The sequence below is a fragment of the Alphaproteobacteria bacterium HT1-32 genome (genome assembly GCA_009649675.1).
Lineage (GTDB): Bacteria > Pseudomonadota > Alphaproteobacteria > Rhodospirillales > HT1-32 > HT1-32.
Genome location: WJPL01000001.1, coordinates 1,436,500 through 1,456,967, shown reverse-complemented (window position 1 = coordinate 1,456,967; position 20,468 = coordinate 1,436,500). Strand labels below are relative to the sequence as shown.

The window sequence follows — 20,468 nt, the reverse complement described above, 5'->3', positions numbered from 1 at the left end:
TTCATTATCATAAGGCTTTTCCGCATGGGTGACAGAAATCTGCTGTCGAACGAAACCAGTCCCTATCTTTTGCAGCATCAGGACAACCCTGTCCATTGGCGACCCTGGGGAGCCGATGCACTGGAGGCTGCAAAAACCGAGGATAAACCAATCCTGCTCTCCATCGGATATGCAGCCTGTCACTGGTGTCATGTGATGGCCCATGAAAGTTTTGAGGATCCGGAAACGGCCGACATCATGAACAACCTGTTCATCAATATCAAAGTCGACCGGGAGGAACGCCCCGATCTGGATGCCATCTATCAGTCGACCCTGCACTTGCTGGGACAACAGGGCGGATGGCCGCTGACCATGTTCCTGACACCGGATGGTGAGCCTTTCTGGGGAGGCACCTATTTCCCCGATACACCCCGCTATGGCATGCCCTCCTTCCGTCAGCTTCTGAATGGGGTCAGTTCCGCCTACCAGCGGAAGTCAGAGGATATTGTGAAGAATGTCGGCGCCTTGCGAGACGGCCTGGCAAAAATGTCCGCTGAAGCGGGTGCCGCCGGCGAGGATATCTCCCTCGCCGGGATTGATGCCGCAGCAACCTCCCTGCTTCGCGCTGTCGATCCCGTTCATGGCGGGCTGAACGGGGCACCGAAATTTCCCCAGCCCTGTATCTTCAAATTTCTCTGGCGGTCCGGACTGCGCACCGGCAATCCTGATCTCAAACAGGCCGTCATCCGCACCCTTGATGCCATGTCACAGGGCGGAATTTATGACCATCTTGGCGGCGGTTATGCCCGATATTCCACAGATGACGAATGGCTCGCCCCGCATTTTGAGAAGATGCTCTATGACAACGCACAGCTGATCGACCTGCTGGTTGATGTCTGGCGGGAAACCGGCAGCGATCTCTATGAAACCCGCATCCGGGAATGCATTGCCTGGCTTGAGCGGGAAATGATTGCCGAGGGCGGTGCCTTTTCCAGCACCATTGATGCCGACAGCGAAGGAGAGGAAGGGAAATTCTATGTCTGGCAAGAGGCGGAGATAGACGCCCTGCTGGGTGAAGACAGCACCGTCTTTAAAGCCGCCTATGATGTTGGGCCACACGGCAACTGGGAGGGTAAAACCATTCTCCGCCGTACCAAAGCCCCGGAGCTGAACGACCACAGTCAGGAAGCCGCCCTTGCCGGCATGCGGGCCAAACTGTTTGCTGAGCGGGAAAAGCGTATCCGTCCCGGCCTTGATGACAAGGTTCTGAGTGACTGGAACGGCATGATGATCACGGCGCTGGCAGATGCAGGTGCCACCTTTGGCGAGCCGGAATGGACAAACCGGGCCATCAGCGCCTGGTCCTTTGTTTTACAGAACATGAATGACGGAAACTGCCTGTCACACGCACATCGCCTCGGTCGCAATTCTGCGCCGGGTATTCTTGATGACTATGCCCAGATGGCACGGGCCGGTATTGCACTGTTTGAGGCCACCGGCGATAAAGCCTGTCTTGATCAGGCCATCAACTGGGTCGACTACGCCAACACGCATTTTCTGGACAATGAACAGGGTGGATACTTCTTCACCGCCGACAATGCAGAAGCTCTGATCACCCGCACCCGGACAGCCATGGATAATGCCGTGCCAGCCGGAAACGGTGTCATGATGGAGGTCCTGGCCCGGCTCTGGCGTCTCACAGGCGATGTGACCTGGCGGCATCAGGCTGAACATCTGTTCAAAACCTTTACCGGTGATTTCAGCCAGCGCTATATCAGCTATCCCACTCTGATTGGTGGTTATGAACTGCTGATTGATTCTGTTGATCTGGTGATTCTGGGCCGTGATGAAGCCGACATTGCCAGCTTCTCCAGGGCCGTCCGGCAACACCCCCTCCCCGTTGCAACCCGGCTTGTCCTGAACAGCAGTGATGATCTGCCCGATACACATCCGGCCTTTGGCAAGGCGATGGTCGATAACAGGACAACACTCTATATCTGCCATGGGACAGTCTGTTCCGCTCCCGTAACCAGCCTTTCTGAGATTGCTTCTGCTCTGAGTCAGAAAATCAGGACCCACTAGATGATGTATCAGCTTTCCATGCATAGTCCGGTCGGTGATCTCACCCTGACCGAAGCCGATGGTCAGATTATCGCCCTCGACTGGGGCTGGGCGCCGGATGAATTCGGGCTGGTCCGGGAAACACCCCTGCTCGTGACGGCTCGTGAACAACTCAACGCCTATTTTGACGGTGATCTGCGGAACTTCGATCTGCCGCTGGCGCCGGATGGCACACCGCATCAGCAAAGCGTCTGGCGAGTGATGTCAGCCATTCCCTACGGACAGACACGGACATATGGCGAACTGGCAACAGAGCTTGGGTCCGGATCACGGGCTGTCGCCAATGCCTGCGGACGAAACACCATCCCGATCATCATCCCCTGCCATCGTGTGGTTGCAGCCGGGGGCAAGCTGGGGGGCTATTCCGGGGATGGTGGTGTGGAAACCAAGAAACAACTCTTGAACATCGAGGCGCTGCTGTGAAATCCTGACGGTCTGGCATATCCAGCGCCACTCACCAGACTCACTCCGGAGATGGGGTGTCGTGACCGGAGTAATTCATGTTTGTTGTGACTGACTTCGATCAGCTTGTCCGGAAACTGGATCGGCGTAACCGGGTGCTGGTTCTACAGGTCAGTCGCTCAGAAGACGGTCGTGAAGAACCCGCACTCTGGATTGCCGCAGCAAAAGAGCCCATCCGCAAGCTTGAGCTTGTGGACAGCGATCTCGTCGGGCGGGCTATTCTCAGCGATCTTCTGGTCCGTGGTCCCGACCCCAATACCTGGTCACATCACAAGCGGCTCTCGGCAAACAAGAAGCTGGTCGCGACAGCAGAATACAAAGCCGCCGTCTTTATCCGGCGCAATCTCATGGTCAACAAGGTCTTTGCCCTGCTTACCCTGATTGCCGTCATCGCCCTGATCGCTGCGGTCATTGTTATCGAAGTCAGTCGGCCGAAGATGGAAAACAGTGATCCTGTTACCCTCCAGCAGGGTGAAAATCCGCTGACAAAAGAAAAGGATGCCACGCTCTGTTACCCCAGAGGATCATCGGCCTGCATAGAGTCTGCGAACTGAGGACAGGTCACGGCAATGAGCCAGAAACAAGACAGGGCAGCGTTAGAAAAACTGGCGGCTGCACTGAACCGGCCAAACCGGATTCTGGTGGAGGAGGTTCTGCCCGGCAGTGCCGGAGCAGAAACAGATCGTCGATTGTGGATCGCAAAAACCAACAAGCCGGACCATTCACTCCGCCCCGTCGATCCGGATCTGTTCGGAATGATTGTTACCAGTGATCTGCTGATCCGCGGGCCTGATCCGAATGTCTGGTCTCACCGTGATCGTTATGACGACAATCTAAAACGGGTAACCCGGATGGCCAAAAACTCAGGACGGTTTCTGCGCCAGTCACTGTTGATCAACGCCCTGATCGGTATTGCTACACTTGTCTTCGTGATAACGATCATCATGATCGCCAGCAATTCCGGCTGAAACAGGCCTGACAACCCCGGTGGATTGTCAGGCCGTCAGCATCAGGAATTCATGGCGTCGAAGAAATCGTCGTTGTTTTTGGAGTGCTTCAGCTTGTCGAGCAGGAATTCCATGGCATCGACAGTTCCCATCGGGTTCAGGATACGACGCAGCACCCACATCTTGGCGAGCGTGCCCTTGTCGACCAGAAGTTCTTCCTTCCGGGTACCTGACTTGCTGATATCAATCGCCGGGAAGGTCCGTTTGTCGGACAGCTTGCGATCAAGGATAAGTTCCGAGTTACCCGTACCCTTGAATTCCTCGAAGATGACTTCGTCCATACGCGACCCGGTATCGATCAGCGCCGTGCCGATGATGGTCAGTGATCCGCCTTCTTCGATATTACGCGCCGCACCGAAGAAACGCTTCGGCCGTTGCAGGGCATTTGCATCAACACCACCGGTCAGCACCTTGCCGGAGCTCGGCACAACCGTGTTGTAGGCACGGGCCAGACGGGTGATGGAATCCAGCAGGATAACTACGTCCCGCTTGTGTTCGACCAGACGCTTGGCCTTTTCCAGCACCATCTCGGTTACCTGCACATGGCGGGTGGCCGGCTCGTCAAAGGTCGAGGAAACAACCTCACCCTTCACGGAACGGGCCATGTCCGTCACTTCTTCCGGCCGCTCGTCAATCAGCAGAACAATCAGATAGGTTTCCGGGTGATTGACCGAGATCGCATGAGCGATGTTTTGCAGGATCATCGTTTTACCGGTGCGCGGCGGAGCAACGATCAGAGCGCGCTGGCCTTTACCGATCGGGGCCACCAGATCAATGACCCGCGTGGTGTTGTCTTTCTTCTCCGGATTATCGACTTCCAGTTTCAGCCGTTCTTCCGGGTAAAGCGGGGTCAGGTTGTCAAAGTTGATGCGATGACGAACTGCATCCGGATCCTCGAAATTGACCTGAGCTACTTTCAGCAGGGCAAAATAACGCTCGCCCTCTTTCGGGGCCCGGATCTGTCCCTCAACCGTATCACCGGTACGCAGACCAAATCGGCGCACCTGGCTGGGAGAGACATAGATATCATCGGGGCCCGGGAGGTAGTTCGCTTCCGGTGACCGCAGAAAGCCGAAACCGTCCTGCAGAATTTCCAGCACACCAAGGCCTGAAATTGCGACGTCATTTTCGGCCAGTTGTTTCAGAATGGCGAACATCATGTCCTGCTTGCGCAGAGTACTCGCATTCTCGACTTCAAGCTCCTCTGCAAAAGCGAGAAGGTCAGCCGGTGATTTGTCTTTCAGATCCTGAAGATTCATGAAGTCGCTCGATTAGTGAAAACACATGGGAAAAAGGAAATGTCATGATCGAAGGCAGACCGGGCCTTAATTCAGGGCCGTTTACTGAGGCGTTATCGCCTTCGAATTGTTGATTGACGCGGCAGCCGGACAGCTACCGAACCATACATGTAGCTACAACCTGTTCATCCGTCAACGGTGATCTTTAGAACGGTTTTACAATAACCATGATGACAATCACGACCATCAGCACAGCCGGAACTTCATTCATGATCCGGAAATAGCGCTGACTGCGCTGGTTCTTATCTGCCAGAAAATCTTTCCGCCATCGTCCTGCCATATGGTGAAAGACTGTCATCAAAACAACCGCCAGCAGTTTAACATGCAGCCAGACTTCAAAACCGGTGGCGGCCTGATAAACAACCATCATCGATCCGAAGACCCAGGCGGCGATCATCGCGGGGTTCATGATCCCCCGCAACAGGCGTCGTTCCATGATCTTCAGGGTTTCAGACTGGTCAGAGCCTGTTTCCGCCTCGCAGTGATAGACAAACAGGCGTGGCAGATAGAGCAGCCCTGCCATCCAGGCGATGATCGACATCACATGCAATGCCTTGATCCAGAGATACCAGTCGCCAATGAAATCAATCATGCTGATGCTTTCTCCAGAACATGCCCGCCACCCCGGATATCAATGATACAGCCACAGGGATCATCCTCGGCACAGGCCAGTGATTTATCTGCCAGCGCGTTTTGTACCAGATCTGTCAGGCAGTCGATAAAGGCTTTATCTGTATTCAGTGCAGGAACCCGAAAATAGCCGGGAACCCCGTTCTGTTCTGCCAGTTCACGATATTCGATATCCAGTTCAACCAGCGTCTCGGAATGATCGGACACAAAGGCAACCGGCAGAATGACCAGTGGAACACCATCCTTCCCGGCCCGGTGGATTTCATCCTCGGTTGACGGACCGATCCATTCCAGCGGTCCGACGCGGCTCTGATAGCAGGTAACGTGATCCAGGCCATCGACCCCCAGCCGCTTAACAATCGCCGCTGCGGAGGCCTCTACATGCCGTTGATAGGGGTCTCCGGCCTTGATGATCTTGCAGGGCAGACCATGAGCCGAAAAGAGCAGCCTTGGCGTTCCCTTTGTCCGTGCCTGTTCCAGAACGGGGCGGGTCAGCTCTGCCATCGATTCAACAAATCCCGGATGTTCCGGATAACAGCAGACAAGTTTTTCTTCTGCCATCAGGCCTGCATCACGGGCTGCCTCGCGCCAGGCCTTGATCGCCGAGCCTGTCGTTGTTGTCGAATATTGGGGATAAAGCGGCAAAAGCACGACCTTGTCTGCCCCCCATGCTTTAACATCCGCTGCAACCTCGCCGCTCATCGGATGCCAGTAGCGCATGCAGACAAAGCATTTTATGTCATCAACCTCATTTTTCAGGCTGGCTTCAAGTGCATCAGCCTGTTTGCGGGTCAGGGGCAGCAATGGTGAGCCACCCCCCAGATGAGCATAAATTTCACGGGCAACCGGCCCGCGCCTTTTGCAGATCAGTTTTGCGATCAGCCAGCGGATCGGTTTCGGTGCGCCGATGATTGCCGGATCACGGAAGAAGTTGAACAGAAAGGGTTCAACAGATTCCGGTTTGTCCGGTCCTCCGAGATTCAGCAGAACAACAGCGGTTTTCGCCATAAATCAAATTCCTTCGTGGCCGGTCAGCCGACGTTGCGAACCCGATCAATCATTCGCTGAACATTTTCCGGCGGTGTTGGCGGCAGAATGCCGTGACCGAGATTGAAGATATGGGGCCGGCCCTTCCCGGCTTCCAGCACTTCATCAACAGCCCGGTCCAGCGCCTCGCCACCACTGATCAGATGAATTGGGTCAAGATTACCCTGAACCGGCCGGCCCTTCACCAGATCAGCCGCCGCACCCAGCGGTGTCGACGTATCGATACTGACAGCAGTGACGCCGGTTTTTTCCGCATATTCGCCAAGCATCAGACCGGCATCACGCGGAAAACCGATAATCGGAATGTCAGGATGTTCTGACCGAACGCCTTCACAAATTCGCCGGGTCGGCTCGATTGACCATTTACGGAATTCAGCCGGCGGCAGGATCCCGGCCCAGGTATCAAAAAGCTGGAGGACATCGGCACCCGCATCAACCTGACGGCAAAGATAGACAATCGTCGTCTCAACGAGCCGGTCGATAATACCCTGAAAATCATCCGGACAGGCATAGGCCAGCTGTTTCAGTTTCGAGAAATCCCGGCTGGAACCACCTTCAACCATATAACTGGCGACCGTCCATGGCGCCCCTGCAAACCCAATCAGCGCCACCTCGGGAGGCAGGGCAGCCCGTAATTGCCGAACCGTCTCCATAACCGGTGCCAGAAGACTATCTACCGCTTCAGCCGGATCAGAAATCAGTGTCGCTGCGGAGGTAACCGGCTCAAGTTTTGGTCCCACACCGCCTTCAAACCAGACCTTTTGTCCAAGGGCATCGGGAATGACGAGAATATCTGAAAACAGGATGGAGGCATCAAAGCCATAGCGCCGGATTGGCTGCAATGTGGCTTCAACGGTCATTTCCGGGGTATAGCAGAACTTCAGAAAGTCTGGCTGCTTTTCCCGCAAGGCACGGTATTCCGGCAGATAACGTCCGGCCTGACGCATGATCCAGATCGGCGGGGTCTCAAGTACCTCACCCCGGAGGACCCTGAGAAACGGTTTTTCAGCTGTGGTTTTCATATCCGGGGTATGGCCTCTCGTTTCCTTCCAATCAAATATAAAGAATCTAATAGGATGAGGATAGTTGTAGTAGGGGATGCGGAAATCGGGGATTAAATTTCATCCACAAAGCCATCCAGAATTAACTGTGGTCTGTTGATGCGGAAATTTTCAGGTGGATAATTTGCGGACAGAAAATCGGAAATCCCCATCAATCCTGATGTATAAATCTTTCGGGCAAACGTGGAAAACGGGGATCAAATCTTTCCGGTTCAGGTTATCCGACTTCCTGTTGTCTGTGAAAGTCCGGTTGCCCTCATCCCATAACCGGGTAGGTTTCTTCCGGACAGTTAGGGGATAAAACCACCTTTTTGTGAAGATGATGATTCTATCCCCAGGACATGAGAAATGACGCTGAACAATACACGAGATTTCCACATCCATCTGGTCTCTGATGCGACGGGTGAAACAGTAAACGCTGTTGCGCGTGCCTGTGTTGTTCAGCTAGAGAACGTCAATCCGATAGAACATGTCTGGTCGCTGGTGCGCACGCGTGGACAGATGCAGCGGGTTGCTGCGGGAATTGCGGAAAATCCCGGTCCTGTTGTCTTTACAGTCGTTGATCCGGGTTTACGGGTTGTCCTGGAAGAAAGCTGCCGGGAGATGGGGCTGCCCTGTATCTCGATCATGGATTCCGTGCTCGCCGGTCTTGCCGCCTATGCCGGATCGGCGATCCGCGGACAGCCAGGCCGCCAGCATGTCATGGATACGGAATATTTTGAGCGTATTGAGGCTGTGCATTTCACCATGAGCCATGATGACGGTCAGCTGACTCATGATCTGAATGAGGCTGATATCATTGTTGTTGGTGTGTCGAGAACCTCGAAAACCCCGACCTGTATTTATCTGGCACAGCGCGGCATCAAGGTAGCAAATATTCCGCTGGTGCCGGGCTGTCCCGTCCCGCCAGAGCTGGAACGCGTCACCCGCCCGATGGTTGTCGGACTGACCAAGGATCCGAAACGGCTGATTGAAATTCGCCGGAACCGGCTGCGAATGCTGAATCAGGAAGATACCACAGATTATGTCGATCCTGATGCGGTGAAGGCGGAAACCCAGATGGCGCGCCGGCTTTGTTCCAAACATGGCTGGCCGGTGATTGATGTCACCCGGAAATCGATCGAAGAAACGGCGGCGGCCATTCTGACTTATTACGGTGAATTCAAGGATACCCAGGCATGAACAACCCCCTCCCCTTTCCGGCAGGTCCGAACGCGGCCACCATCCCCCTGATTCTGGCCTCCGGATCAGAAGCGCGAGCTGAAATGTTCCGGGCTGCCGGACTGGATGTGCAACTGCACCCGGCGAATGTGGATGAAGAAAGCTTCCGGAACGCCCTTCGGGCAGACCGGGTGACCACCAGTGCTGCCGCAGAAGCACTGGCAGAACTGAAAGCCATGAAAGTTTCCGGTCGTTACGAAACCGGAATTGTTATTGCTGCCGACCAGATGCTTGATTGCGGCGGTGTCTGGTTTGAAAAGCCGGTGGACCGTGACCATGCGGTTGGTTCGCTCCGGGCCTTATCCGGGAAAAAGCACCAACTCGTCAGCTCAGTTGTCCTGTTCCGCAATGGTGCGCGGATCTGGCATCATACGGGGATTGCCGAAATCACCATGCGCAACCTGTCGAATGACTATATCGACCGGTATCTCGATCATATCGGTGACGAAGTTTTCCAGACGGTTGGCTGTTACAAGATTGAAGGCATGGGAATGCATCTGTTTTCCGAGGTGAAGGGCGACCATTTCACCATTCTCGGGATGCCGTTATTGCCTCTGCTGGATATTTTGCGCGAACAGGGCGTTGTTGCATGACAGGGCTGAGCGGGGCGGCAAAGGTCGCCGGTGTTATGGGCTGGCCGGTGAGCCACAGCCGGTCACCCCGGCTACAGGGGCACTGGCTGCAACGTTATGGTATTGACGGTACCTATCTGCCATTGCCGGTCCGTCCGGATGATTTTGAAACGGTCTTCCGGGCTTTGCCGAAAATGGGCTTTTCCGGGGTGAATGTGACCATTCCTCATAAGGAAGCAGCACTGTCGCTGGCAGACGAGGCCGATGATCTGGCCCGCCGGATCGCCGCCGCCAATACGATTATCTTCCGGGAAGACGGCTCCAGCCTGGCCACCAATACCGATGGTTTCGGGTTTTTAATGAATTTGCAGGATCAGGCTTCCGGCTGGAAGGCTGATGCACCGGCGGTTGTTCTGGGTGCGGGCGGGGCTGCCCGGGCTATTATAGTTGCCCTGATCGACCGGGGAGTTCCTGAAATCCGGTTGTTCAACCGGACAAAGGCGCGGGCAGAGGCGATTGCCGGTGAACTCGGCTCGCCTGTTCATGTGCTGGACTGGACCGAGCGGGAAGCGGCGTTGTCGGATGCCGGGTTACTGGTCAACACCACCAGCCTCGGGATGAAAGACAACCCGCCGCTGGAAATCCGGCTTGATGATTTACCCCCACAGGCCACAGTTGCCGATATTATCTATGCGCCGGTAGAAACGGATCTCCTGATATCTGCAAAGGTGCGAGGATGTCGCGTGGTCACCGGACCGGGTATGTTGCTGCATCAGGCCGTCCCCGGTTTTGAAGCCTGGTTTGGCCGGCGGCCGGTGGTCGATGACGCCCTGCGTCAGGCCGTTTTCCCGGAAATATATGGCGCGCCATGATTATTCTCGGCCTTACCGGGTCTATCGGCATGGGAAAATCAACGGCAGCAGGGATGTTCGCCCGAATGGGTCTTCGGGTTCATGATGCGGATCGGGCCGTGCACCGGCTGATGGAACGTGGCGGCGATGCGGTGGAGGCTGTTGAGAAGCGGTTTCCCGGTGTCGTTCATGATGGTGCTGTTGATCGCAAGGCGCTGGGTGCGGAAGTGTTTGGCAATCCCCCTGCCCTGAAGGCGCTGGAGGCTATTCTGCATCCCCAGGTCCGCCGGGCCGAAGAAAGATTTCTCCGGATTGCCCGCGGTCAGGGCTGCCGGGTTGTTGTGCTGGATATCCCCCTGCTGTTTGAAAGTGGCCGGTCCGGGCGCTGTGATTACAGCATTGTGGTGACGGCGCCGAAATTCGTTCAGACCCGTCGCGTGCTGGCCCGGCCCGGCATGACGATGGAGCGGTTGCAGACCATCCGGGCCAAACAGATGGGCGAAGCCGAAAAACGCCGGCGTGCTGATTTTGTCGTGCCCACATCTCTTGGCCGGGCAGATACCTGGCGACGTTTGACGGCGATTCTTGACCGGGTTACTACCTGATCATAACGGACATGAAACGAGTAAGCTGATGCGTCATATTGTTCTGGATACGGAAACCACCGGCTTTAATCCGCAATCCGGTGACCGGATTGTTGAAATTGGCTGTGTTGAGCTGATCAATCACATTGCGACGGGTGTGGATTTTCACCGCTATCTGAATCCGGAACGGGATATGCCGACCGGTGCGTTCGAGGTTCACGGCCTGTCGGAAGAGTTTTTGTCGGACAAACCGTTATTCGTCGATGTGGTGGATGATTTCCTGACCTTCATCGGGGATGCGCCGCTGGTCATCCACAATGCCGAATTTGATATGAAGTTCCTGAATGCGGAACTGAAAATGATCGGGCGGGCTGAATTGCCGATGTCACGCTCCATCGACACGGTACAGATGGCCCGGAAGCGGTTTCCCGGGGCCCGGGCCAGCCTTGATGCGCTCTGCCAGCGTTTTGGCATTGATCTCAGCGCCCGTGACAAGCACGGGGCGCTGCTGGATGCGCAGCTGCTGGGCGAGGTGTTTCTGGAATTGCAGGGCGGGCGCGAACCGGGTCTGGAACTGGGTGCCGGCTCACAGGCAAATTCCGGAAGCGGTTTTATTCTGCGGCGCGAACATCGCGACCCCCGCCCGCACGCGCCGACCGGGGCAGAGCTTGCAGCGCATGACAAATTTCTGGAAAAACTGAAAGACCCGGCCTGGAAAAAAGCCGCCGCCGGTGACTGAACAAACCCCGAAGGGGGCTGGAGAGGACTGAATGACTGAAACAAGAATTGGTGTCGTGGGCTGTGCCGGCTATATGGGTCGCCTGCTGGTTAAAATTGCGCAGGAAACAGACGGGCTGACCGTTACCGCCGGGTCAGAGCGCGCGGGCTCCGACATGATTGGCCGGGATGCGGGTGAGATTGCCGGAATCGGCCGGATCGGGGTCGCCATCACGGATGATGCAGATGCCCTGTTTGCATCCTGTGATCTGGCGATTGATTTCACCCATCATACGGTGACACCCGGCCTGATCCCGCTGGCCCGCAAACATGGCACGAAACTGGTGGTCGGCACCTCCGGTCTGACGGCGGAAACCGAAGCGGAACTGGCGGAACTGGCGAAGGATGTGCCGGTGCTCTATTCCACGTCGATGAGTCCGGTGGTGAATATCCTGTTCGGTCTGACCAAACAGGTCGCCGGCATGCTGGAAGAAGATTACGACATCGAGATAATCGATTTCCACCACCGCCGGAAAGTCGATGCGCCCTCCGGGACAACGCTCAGCCTTGGTAAACTGGCCGCTGAAGGGCGCGGTGTCAGCCATGATGATGCGGCGATCTATGCCCGGGAAGGCGATACCGGTGCACGCCCGGCGGGCGGGATTGGCTATGCGGTTCTGCGTGGCGGCGATGTGGTTGGTGAACATAAGGTGATGTTCATCGGTGAGGGCGAGCGGATGGAAATCGGCACGATGACGACCGACCGCAGCGCCTATGCCCGCGGGACGATCCGTGCGGCCGGCTGGCTGGCTGACAAAGGGCCCGGCCTCTACCATATGCGCGATGTTCTCGGTCTTCCGGGCTGAAGTCGTTCGGGATGGGCGGGTTAAAACCTGGTCTTAACCGCCGCCAGACCTGACCTTGCGCAAGCCGCCCCTGATTTCGAGGGCGACTTCCAGCCGTTCCGGCGGGGTCAGGAAACTGCCGAGGGTCAGGGACCGTCCGTGTGAGCCAAGGGTCAGCTGGCTGTGGCGCTCTGGCGGATCATCCATTTCGACGCGTAACCAGTGCGGCTGAAATTCATGCCGCTCAGCCCGCCCCTTCGGGTCGACCTTCTGTACTGCCAGTGTCGATTGTGTCAGATCCACCGTCTCGAAGGCCCGGCCGTCGCGATAATTGAGTTTGAACAGCACATAGAGCAGCAGAACCTCGATGCCCATGAAGCCGAAGACCGGCCAGGCCCCGATGGAAAAGAAATACCCGCCGACGATGGCATAAACGGTCATAACTGCCGCCATGAAACAGACAAAACCGTAACGGCTCAGGCTGCGATGTGGCCGCAGGATAAGGCTGAGAAGCGACGGTTCGGCTGTCTGCGCGTCGGTGTTCGATGACATGAAACAGATATTAGCATTCCCGGCATCCGGTTAAAGTTTCCATTCGTTCCCCGGACAGGTAAATTTGCCGCATGACAAAAGCCATGAAACTTGCCGACGTTGATCGCTTCTATGAACGGCTGTGGGAACGCAACCCGGAACCGAAGGGTGAACTGGATTACCGCAACGCCTTTACCCTGCTGGTTGCTGTGGTGCTGTCGGCCCAGGCCACGGATATCGGGGTCAACAAGGCGACGAAAAACCTGTTCCCGATTGCCGATACGCCGGAGAAGATGCTGGCGCTGGGCGAAGACGGACTGAAACAGCATATCAAGACGATTGGCCTGTTTAACGCCAAGGCAAAGAACGTCATCAAACTTTGCGAACAGCTGATCCGCGACCATGGCAGCGAAGTGCCACAAACCCGCGAGGAACTGGAGAAACTGGCCGGTGTCGGGCGGAAAACCGCCAATGTGGTACTGAATATTTATTTCGGTCAGTTAACGATTGCCGTCGATACCCATCTGTTCCGTGTTGCCAACCGGACGGGTCTGGCGCCGGGAAAGAATGAACTGGCGGTGGAAAAGGCCCTGATGCGCCGGACGCCGGACCGTTGGCGGCTGCATGCGCATCACTGGCTGATTCTGCATGGCCGCTATATCTGCAAGGCCAGAAAGCCTGATTGTCCGGCCTGCCCGGTCAATGACATCTGCCTGTCAAAAGAGAAGACGACTGTCTGATCTGATTGTCAGATCAGTTTTTCGCGTCTGAATCCGAGTTCTTGAATCCCTGATATTTGCTCAGTCCCTGTGACATTGCCTGTGCAAACCAGTCGGCATTGCCACTTGCGGCTGCCTGTGGAGCGGCTGCTGCCGACGGGGCGCGGCTGGTCTGGGTCGCAATCTGGGCATCAATCAGGCTGGACCCCGTGCCTGTCAGTTCGGCGCTTTGTGTTGCGGGCTTTTGCGGCGCATCGGTGCCGGTCTTTGCGGGGACTGCCGGATCAACCGGGGCATGGGCTTCTGCGGCAGCTTTTCTGGCGCTGTAGCTGGTTGCCGGAACATTCATGCCCCGTGAATTGACCTGCGCCTGCAGCAGGGCACTCTTGATCTGGGCTTCGCTGAGGCGTTGTTCTTTCACACGCGGCTTGTCATCGCGGAAACGGGTCACATCTTCGGCGTTCTGTGCAAAATCCATTGCGGTGGTCCGGGCTGCCGGGGACACCGGATTGCGCGGCTTGTTGACCGGAAACCATTTGGTCTCCGGGCTTTTCGCCGTGAAGGCCGAGGCGGTGACGGCGGCACTGCCGAGAGTGTTTGGTGTTGTTGCAGCAGCATCCGGGGTGATTGAGAAGGTGGCCGGGCCGGTGGGTGTTGCCCGGACAGTCCCTGCGGGTGCGGCGGCGACGACGTCGTGCAACATGTTCGGGCTTGAAAACGCATTGATATTTGCGTTGCTGTTCGCTGCTGCGGTGGCCTGAACCCGGCTCCAGCCTGCGCTGTCAGCCGCCAGTGATTGCTGCGCAAGAGCAACCGGATCGGTCTGTGCGGCAGCCTGTTGTGGTGCGCCCTGCCCGCCGCTGGCAACGACAACATCTTCCTGGCCATATTCAACGGCATCTTTCCACAGGGCGACGGCATGTTCGCCAATATCCTGTCCGGACATCGCCTCAACGGCCACATTGGCCCCGGAAATGGCAAGACCAATTGGCCCGCCAAACAGAAAACCCCCGGCAAGCCGCGGGGCAGCACCAATTTCGTCACCGGTCATCTCACGATACAGGGTGTTGACGAAAGGGATATGCTGCAGCGGGTTGATGACGTCCAGAATGTCCCAGAAATCAAATCCGTCTTCGCCCCAGAGCGACAGTTCACCACCTCCGTCTTCCGGCAGGTCGTCCGGGTTCGTGCTGTCGGCAGCGCGGGGCGTGGCCAGGGCAACCTGACCCGGCGTACCAGACTGGCGTTCCAGCCAGGGCAGAACCTCTGTCGTCGCCGGTGGTCGTGGCGCCGGAACAGATCTGCCGGTTGTCGCACCGGCCGGCGTGATGATGTCTGATGAGAACGGTATCGTCATCGAAGGCTCCCTTGTCGTCGCGCTTTATCACGCAAAAGAGATGCCAGAAAAATAATGTTTTAAATCAGATGGTTATATGATCACCGATGTGATGAAGATCACAGGGTCGGCAGCTTCTGCCGGGCCGCCCGGCTGTTCCTGCCGGTCAGTCCCGCAGTATCGACAGGGCCTGTTTCAGGTCTATCCTGCCGTCATAGATTGCCCGTCCGGAGATCACGCCGACGATACCGCTGTCGGCTTCCGCCCTGAGGGCACGCAGATCGTCGAGTGAGGAAACGCCACCGGAGGCGATGACCGGGATGCTGATGGCGCGGGCCAGCTCTGCCGTGGCAGACGTGTTCGGGCCGGTCAGGACACCATCGCGGTCGATATCCGTATAGATGATGGCGGCAACCCCGGCATCTTCAAACTTCCGTGCCAGATCAAGTACGGTCATGTCCGAGGTTTCGGCCCAGCCCTCAACAGCAACCCTGCCGCCGCGCGCATCAATGCCGACGGCAACCTTGCCCGGACAGGCGGTGGCGGCGTCGCGAACCAGCTGGGGATCACGCAAGGCGGCGGTTCCCAGAATCACCCGCTCAACCCCCCGCTCCAGCCAGAAATCGATTGTGGCGCGGTCGCGGATGCCACCCCCAAGCTGGATTGGCACGGAGACAGCAGACAGGATTGATTCCACGGCCGCAGCATTGACCGGCTTTCCGGCAAAGGCACCGTTCAGGTCGACCACATGCACCCAGTCGCATCCGGCATCGGTAAAGCTTTTCGCCTGCGCGCCGGGGTCGTCGGCATAAACCGTCGCCTGATCCATATCACCCCTGATCAGGCGCACGCAGGCCCCGTCCTTCAGATCGATTGCCGGAAACAAAATCATGTCAGTGCCTACAGTTCACGTACGTAGTAATGCCCGGCGATAACCTTGCCATCGACAACGGCATAATTTGGATTGCGACCCCAGCAGACAAAGCCCAGAGCTTCGTAATGCTGGATCGCGGCGGTCTGGGTTTCCCGGACATCAAGCGACAGGAACCTGAAGTTCTGGGCTTTTGCCTCGCTCACCACAGCACGGGTCAGCATATTAGCGACGCCTTTGCCGCGCGCCCAGGGGGCCACGAAATTGCCGGTCAGGGTTGCTGTTGCGGCCTGTGCCTCATTGTTTGCCGGCGGCCGCACCAGCTGGGCAGCGCCACAGATCGCCCCGTCAATGCGGGCCAGAAACAGGGTTCGGTCCGGAACAACAAGAACACCGCGCCAGTAACGCTCAAGGGTTTCCCGGGGTGGCGGCTGTAGCCAGCCGAACCCGCCACCATCGACGATGGCACTGTCGGTCGCATCGCACAGGTCGTGCAGATCGGCGCTCTGGATCTCACTGGCCAGCTCTACGAAGGGCTCTGCCATGGTCAGGGCTTCCAGTTCAGGAAGTTTGCCAGCAGATGCAGCCCCGTGCGCTGGCTTTTCTCCGGGTGAAACTGCACGCCGACCATATTGTCACGGGCGACGATGGCGGTCAGCGGGTGGCCGTAATCCACGGTTGCTGCCACCTCCGCAGGGTTTTTGCAGGTCAGGTGATAGCTGTGGACGAAATAGGCATGTTCGCCGGATGATATACCGGCAAAGACAGGGTGGTCCGGTTTCAGAATCTGCAGATCGTTCCAGCCCATATGCGGGACTTTCAGGGCCGGGTCTTCCGGCGCGATATGGACGCAGTCGGCCTCAATCCAGCCCAGTCCTTCATGCTCGCCATATTCCAGACCCCGGGTCGCCATCAGCTGCATGCCGACACAAACACCGAGAAACGGCTTTGCCTGGCGCTCCACGGCCTCACGCAGGGCCTCGACCATGCCATCGACGGCGTTCAGTCCGCGGCGGCAATCACCAAAGGCACCAACCCCGGGCAGCATGATATGGGACGCGCTTTTCAGATCCTCCGGATTACCGGACACGGACACATCCGTCTGCAGACCCTGCTCGCGGATCACCCGTTCACAGGATTTTGCGGCTGAACGAAGGTTTCCGGAGCCGTAATCGATGATAACCAGACGATTCACGCCGCCTGCCCCGCTTTATGTGCCCAGCGCCAGACCGCTTCGTCTGCGTCCTGTCCGCTGACAATGTCATCCAGATACCAGCCGCTGCGCTCAATCTGCCAGCGACGGATATCATTGGCCATCAGACCGAGCAGAAAATAGGTCCCCAATGTCAGCACCAGCCGGGCAGCGGGCGCAATGCCGGACAATTCCAGCCCGACGGACAGAATCGTCAGAACAATGAAGATGGCCGTGCCCACAAGCCACATGCGGTGCCACAGCGCCCAGACAAAGGTGAAGAAAAAGGCCGGCCAGCAGAAACCCTCACGGATTGGCAGAGGGTCGGCTGAAGCCGTCTCTTCCGGGGGCAGGTGAATGGTGAAAACGTTCATGTTGTTTCCTGCGATCAGCAGCAGGCCTCAGAGAGACCCGCCGAGCACACCCTTGGTCGAGGGCACGGCATCCGCCTTGCGCGGATCAATTTCAATTGCCTGACGCAGCGCCCGGGCCAGGGCCTTGTAGCTGCTTTCGACAATATGATGGTTGTTTTCGCCATACAGATTTTCGACATGCAGGGTAATACCGGCTGCCTGGGCAAAGGCCTGGAACCATTCCTTGAACAGTTCGGTGTCCATATCCCCCAGTTTCGGGCGGGTGAAATTCACCTTCCAGATCAGATAAGGCCGCTTGGAGACGTCCAGCGCCACACGGGTCAGGGTTTCATCCATCGGAATCAGCGCGCTGCCATAGCGGGTGATGCCCTTCATGTCACCGATGGCCTCCGCAAAGGCTTCGCCAATGGCGATGCCGACATCTTCCGTCGTGTGGTGAAAATCGATATGCAGATCACCCTTCGCCCGGACAGTCAGATCCATCAGGCTGTGGCGCGACAGCTGTTCCATCATATGATCAAGAAAGCCGATACCGGTTTTCACGTCATACTGACCAGTTCCATCCAGATTGATCTGGACGGAGACTTCTGTTTCCTTGGTTTTGCGCTCGTAAGAACCCTTGCGCATGGCAAATTCCTCCATCAGGCGGGCGGGGTATAGCAGGAACACAGGCCCGCGGAAAGGCCGCAGCGCTTGACCCGGCCCCATATCGGCCCACATTGTGCCGACAACTCCTTAAACCAAGATTTCCGGACAGCGTTATGAGTGAAAAAGGCCCGATCCCCATGCATGGCACCACAATTCTCTGCGTCCGGCGGGACGGCAAGGTCGTTCTTGCCGGTGACGGACAGGTCAGCCTCGGCGACACGGTGGTGAAGGCCAACGCCCGCAAGGTCCGGCGTATTGGCGCGGATGAAGGCGTGCTGGTTGGCTTTGCCGGGGCGACAGCGGATGCCTTTACCCTGTTCGAGCGGCTGGAAGCGAAGCTGGAAAAACATCCGGGTCAGCTGGCCCGTGCCTGTGTGGAACTGGCAAAGGACTGGCGGACTGACCGCTATCTCCGCCGCCTTGAGGCCATGCTGGCGGTAGCTGACAGCGAGGTTTCCCTGCTGGTCAGCGGTACCGGCGATGTGCTGGAGCCGGAAGACGGCCTGATTGGTATCGGGTCTGGCGGCAACTACGCCCTGTCCGCGGCCCGCGCGCTGATGGAGGCGACGGAACTGGATGCCGAAACGGTTGCCCGCAAGTCCATGAAAATTGCCGCAGATATCTGTGTCTATACCAACAACAATGTAATCATCGAGAGCCTATGACCAACTTTTCCCCCCGCGAAATCGTCTCCGAGCTGGATCGTTTCATCATCGGCCAGCAGGACGCCAAGCGTGCTGTCGCCATTGCGCTGCGCAACCGCTGGCGCCGTCAGCAACTGCCGGAGGATCTGCGCGAAGAGGTTCTGCCGAAGAATATCCTGATGATCGGCCCGACCGGGGTCGGCAAGACGGAAATCGCCCGGCGACTGGCGAAGCTGGCCAACGCCCCTTTCCTGAAGGTTGAGGCGACGAAATTTACCGAGGTCGGTTATGTCGGCCGCGATGTCGAACAGATCATCCGTGATCTGGTCGAAGCTGCCATCACCATGACGCGTGAGACATTGCGCAAAAAGGTCACTGCCCAGGCGGAACTGAATGCCGAGGAACGGGTGCTTGATGCGCTGGTTGGTGAAGACGCCCGCCCCGAAACGCGCCAGAAATTCCGGGTCATGCTGCGTGAAGGCAAGCTGGATGACCGGGAAATCGATATTGAAATGGTCGACAGCGGCAATGGCGGTATGCCGATGTTCGAGATACCGGGCATGCCGGGCTCGCAAATGGGCATGATGAATCTGAACGACATGATGTCGAAGGCGATGGGCGGTCCGCGCACCAAGACGCGGAAGATGTCCGTTGTCGAGAGCTATGAGGTTCTGGTCAAGGAAGAGGCCGACAAGCTGCTGGATGATGATCAGGTTGTCGAAGACGCGATCGAAGCCGTTGAAAACAATGGCATCGTCTTTCTGGACGAGATCGACAAGATTACCGTCCGGAATGAGCGCGGTGGAGATGTCAGTCGTGAAGGTGTGCAGCGCGACCTGCTGCCGCTGATTGAAGGCACGACGGTTGCCACGAAGTATGGCTCCCTGAAGACCGACCATATTCTGTTTATTGCTTCCGGTGCCTTCCATTTGTCGAAGCCGTCAGACCTGTTACCGGAGCTGCAGGGTCGTTTGCCGATCCGGGTTGAGCTTCAGGCCCTGACCCGCGATGATTTCCGCCGGATACTGACGGAAACCGAGGCCAGCCTGATCAAACAGTATGTGGCGCTGATGAAAACTGAAGAGGTCGATCTGGTCTTTGGTGACGATTCCATCGATGCCCTGGCCGACCTCGCCGCGGATGTTAACCGGTCTGTCGAGAATATCGGCGCCCGCCGTCTGCATACGGTGCTGGAGAAACTGCTGGAAGAAATCAGCTTTACCGCTTCTGACAGATCAGGCGAGAAAATCGAAATTGATGCCGGATATGTCCATAAGCAGGTTGGCGAACTGGCCAAGGATGCGGACCTCAGCAAGTTCATCCTGTAGCGGTGGATTTCGCGGCCGCCGGTCCTGTACAGACACTGCTCCGGCTCTGTTTCTGATTGGGTTCCGGCTCTCCCCAGAAACGGAGCCGCTTCATAATCAACGGGTTACATCCCCTTTCTGCGGCATTGCCTTAGACTGTGGATGGAAACGGTTTCTTGTTGGGCAGTGCAGCGACAACAAGACCGCAAACAACGGAAAATCCCTGACTGTCAATTAAAATATATTAAAATCAATGGATTACGGGAATATAGTAATGATTTACATAAAATGCCTCATAAATTACATTAACTTTCGACCTGTGGATAATTCTGTGGATAAAACAGAGGGTTATCCAGATCTGATCTGATTTTGTATAAAGTCTGAAAATCCGGCTGGGGTTCGGCGGATGCGGCGATCAAACCGAAACCGGAAAGTCAGCAACAGGATATTA

At 56.9% G+C, this 20,468-nt stretch carries 24 protein-coding genes; 13 read left to right on the top strand and 11 right to left on the bottom strand.

The features are described 5' to 3' along the window. Nucleotides 1-24: 24 nt before the first annotated feature. The 4 genes from GH722_06905 to GH722_06890 all read left to right on the top strand — a co-directional run bounded on the left by GH722_06905 (nucleotide 25) and on the right by GH722_06890 (nucleotide 3,530). Complete coding sequence (locus GH722_06905; GenBank protein ID MRG71488.1) at nucleotides 25-2,061, top strand: DUF255 domain-containing protein; 2,037 nt, start codon at nucleotides 25-27, stop codon at nucleotides 2,059-2,061. Between the two features lie 3 nt (nucleotides 2,062-2,064). After that, on the top strand, nucleotides 2,065-2,523 hold the full coding sequence (locus tag GH722_06900; GenBank protein ID MRG71487.1) for a methylated-DNA--[protein]-cysteine S-methyltransferase: 459 nt from the start codon (nucleotides 2,065-2,067) through the stop codon (nucleotides 2,521-2,523). A gap of 77 nt (nucleotides 2,524-2,600) precedes the next feature. After that, nucleotides 2,601-3,116, top strand: a complete 516-nt coding sequence (locus tag GH722_06895) for a hypothetical protein (protein MRG71486.1) — start codon at nucleotides 2,601-2,603, stop codon at nucleotides 3,114-3,116. 15 nt (nucleotides 3,117-3,131) lie between these two features. Then, a complete protein-coding gene (locus tag GH722_06890) occupies nucleotides 3,132-3,530 on the top strand; it encodes a hypothetical protein (GenBank protein ID MRG71485.1) in 399 nt (132 codons plus the stop codon). 41 nt (nucleotides 3,531-3,571) lie between these two features. On the opposite strand, the gene GH722_06885 is transcribed toward GH722_06890, so the two are convergent. From GH722_06885 to GH722_06870, 4 genes are all read right to left on the bottom strand, one after another. Beyond that, nucleotides 3,572-4,828 carry a transcription termination factor Rho gene (locus GH722_06885; GenBank protein ID MRG71484.1) on the bottom strand — a complete coding sequence of 419 codons (1,257 nt, stop codon included), beginning with the start codon at nucleotides 4,826-4,828 and terminating at the stop codon, nucleotides 3,572-3,574. A 184-nt stretch (nucleotides 4,829-5,012) separates the two neighbouring features. Next, nucleotides 5,013-5,459, bottom strand: coding sequence for a protoporphyrinogen oxidase HemJ (gene hemJ, locus GH722_06880; GenBank protein ID MRG71483.1), 447 nt, complete (start codon nucleotides 5,457-5,459; stop codon nucleotides 5,013-5,015). Beyond that, nucleotides 5,456-6,505 (bottom strand): ferrochelatase, encoded by a 1,050-nt coding sequence (gene hemH, locus GH722_06875; GenBank protein ID MRG71482.1) that lies wholly within the window; start codon nucleotides 6,503-6,505, stop codon nucleotides 5,456-5,458. Before hemH ends, hemJ begins: the two co-directional genes overlap by 4 nt. Before the next feature lie 23 nt (nucleotides 6,506-6,528). After that, on the bottom strand, nucleotides 6,529-7,566 hold the full coding sequence (locus GH722_06870) for a uroporphyrinogen decarboxylase (GenBank protein MRG71481.1): 1,038 nt from the start codon (nucleotides 7,564-7,566) through the stop codon (nucleotides 6,529-6,531). A gap of 387 nt (nucleotides 7,567-7,953) precedes the next feature. On the opposite strand from GH722_06870, the gene ppsR reads away from it, so the two are divergent. The 6 genes from ppsR to GH722_06840 are packed head-to-tail and all read left to right on the top strand — an operon-like array spanning nucleotide 7,954 to nucleotide 12,416. Then, complete coding sequence (gene ppsR, locus GH722_06865) at nucleotides 7,954-8,787, top strand: pyruvate, phosphate dikinase/phosphoenolpyruvate synthase regulator (GenBank protein MRG71480.1); 834 nt, start codon at nucleotides 7,954-7,956, stop codon at nucleotides 8,785-8,787. Beyond that, nucleotides 8,784-9,419: a septum formation protein Maf gene (locus GH722_06860; GenBank protein ID MRG71479.1), complete on the top strand. Its 636-nt coding sequence runs from the start codon at nucleotides 8,784-8,786 to the stop codon at nucleotides 9,417-9,419. Before ppsR ends, GH722_06860 begins: the two co-directional genes overlap by 4 nt. Beyond that, the gene (locus GH722_06855; GenBank protein ID MRG71478.1) at nucleotides 9,416-10,270 is read left to right on the top strand and encodes a shikimate dehydrogenase; all 855 of its coding nucleotides are present in this window, start codon (nucleotides 9,416-9,418) and stop codon (nucleotides 10,268-10,270) included. Before GH722_06860 ends, GH722_06855 begins: the two co-directional genes overlap by 4 nt. Then, nucleotides 10,267-10,854 carry a dephospho-CoA kinase gene (locus tag GH722_06850; GenBank protein MRG71477.1) on the top strand — a complete coding sequence of 196 codons (588 nt, stop codon included), beginning with the start codon at nucleotides 10,267-10,269 and terminating at the stop codon, nucleotides 10,852-10,854. The genes GH722_06855 and GH722_06850 overlap by 4 nt, the downstream gene beginning before the upstream one ends. Nucleotides 10,855-10,882: 28 nt before the next feature. After that, on the top strand, nucleotides 10,883-11,572 hold the full coding sequence (gene dnaQ / locus GH722_06845; protein ID MRG71476.1) for a DNA polymerase III subunit epsilon: 690 nt from the start codon (nucleotides 10,883-10,885) through the stop codon (nucleotides 11,570-11,572). Nucleotides 11,573-11,603: 31 nt separating this feature from the next. Continuing rightward, nucleotides 11,604-12,416 carry a 4-hydroxy-tetrahydrodipicolinate reductase gene (locus GH722_06840; GenBank protein MRG71475.1) on the top strand — a complete coding sequence of 271 codons (813 nt, stop codon included), beginning with the start codon at nucleotides 11,604-11,606 and terminating at the stop codon, nucleotides 12,414-12,416. A 33-nt stretch (nucleotides 12,417-12,449) separates the two neighbouring features. Here the strand turns inward: GH722_06840 and GH722_06835 are convergent, their stop codons facing one another. Further along, the gene (locus GH722_06835) at nucleotides 12,450-12,947 is read right to left on the bottom strand and encodes a DUF2244 domain-containing protein (protein ID MRG71474.1); all 498 of its coding nucleotides are present in this window, start codon (nucleotides 12,945-12,947) and stop codon (nucleotides 12,450-12,452) included. 83 nt (nucleotides 12,948-13,030) lie between these two features. Between GH722_06835 and nth the strand changes: the two genes are divergently transcribed. After that, entirely contained in the window at nucleotides 13,031-13,666 is a 636-nt protein-coding gene (gene nth / locus GH722_06830) for an endonuclease III (GenBank protein MRG71473.1), read from the top strand. A gap of 13 nt (nucleotides 13,667-13,679) precedes the next feature. On the opposite strand, the gene GH722_06825 is transcribed toward nth, so the two are convergent. From GH722_06825 to hisB, 6 genes are all read right to left on the bottom strand, one after another. Next, nucleotides 13,680-15,002 (bottom strand): hypothetical protein, encoded by a 1,323-nt coding sequence (locus GH722_06825; GenBank protein MRG71472.1) that lies wholly within the window; start codon nucleotides 15,000-15,002, stop codon nucleotides 13,680-13,682. Between the two features lie 145 nt (nucleotides 15,003-15,147). After that, nucleotides 15,148-15,873 carry a 1-(5-phosphoribosyl)-5-[(5-phosphoribosylamino)methylideneamino]imidazole-4-carboxamide isomerase gene (gene hisA, locus GH722_06820; GenBank protein MRG71471.1) on the bottom strand — a complete coding sequence of 242 codons (726 nt, stop codon included), beginning with the start codon at nucleotides 15,871-15,873 and terminating at the stop codon, nucleotides 15,148-15,150. Nucleotides 15,874-15,881: 8 nt separating this feature from the next. Next, on the bottom strand, nucleotides 15,882-16,397 hold the full coding sequence (locus GH722_06815; protein MRG71470.1) for a GNAT family N-acetyltransferase: 516 nt from the start codon (nucleotides 16,395-16,397) through the stop codon (nucleotides 15,882-15,884). Nucleotides 16,398-16,399: 2 nt separating this feature from the next. Continuing rightward, nucleotides 16,400-17,047, bottom strand: coding sequence for an imidazole glycerol phosphate synthase subunit HisH (hisH, locus tag GH722_06810; protein ID MRG71469.1), 648 nt, complete (start codon nucleotides 17,045-17,047; stop codon nucleotides 16,400-16,402). Further along, nucleotides 17,044-17,418, bottom strand: coding sequence for a DUF2628 domain-containing protein (locus tag GH722_06805; protein MRG71468.1), 375 nt, complete (start codon nucleotides 17,416-17,418; stop codon nucleotides 17,044-17,046). Before GH722_06805 ends, hisH begins: the two co-directional genes overlap by 4 nt. Before the next feature lie 27 nt (nucleotides 17,419-17,445). Continuing rightward, a complete protein-coding gene (gene hisB / locus GH722_06800) occupies nucleotides 17,446-18,045 on the bottom strand; it encodes an imidazoleglycerol-phosphate dehydratase HisB (GenBank protein ID MRG71467.1) in 600 nt (199 codons plus the stop codon). A gap of 134 nt (nucleotides 18,046-18,179) precedes the next feature. On the opposite strand from hisB, the gene hslV reads away from it, so the two are divergent. Next, complete coding sequence (hslV, locus tag GH722_06795; protein ID MRG71466.1) at nucleotides 18,180-18,731, top strand: ATP-dependent protease subunit HslV; 552 nt, start codon at nucleotides 18,180-18,182, stop codon at nucleotides 18,729-18,731. Then, nucleotides 18,728-20,038: an ATP-dependent protease ATPase subunit HslU gene (gene hslU / locus GH722_06790; GenBank protein MRG71465.1), complete on the top strand. Its 1,311-nt coding sequence runs from the start codon at nucleotides 18,728-18,730 to the stop codon at nucleotides 20,036-20,038. Before hslV ends, hslU begins: the two co-directional genes overlap by 4 nt. Nucleotides 20,039-20,468 lie beyond the last annotated feature (430 nt).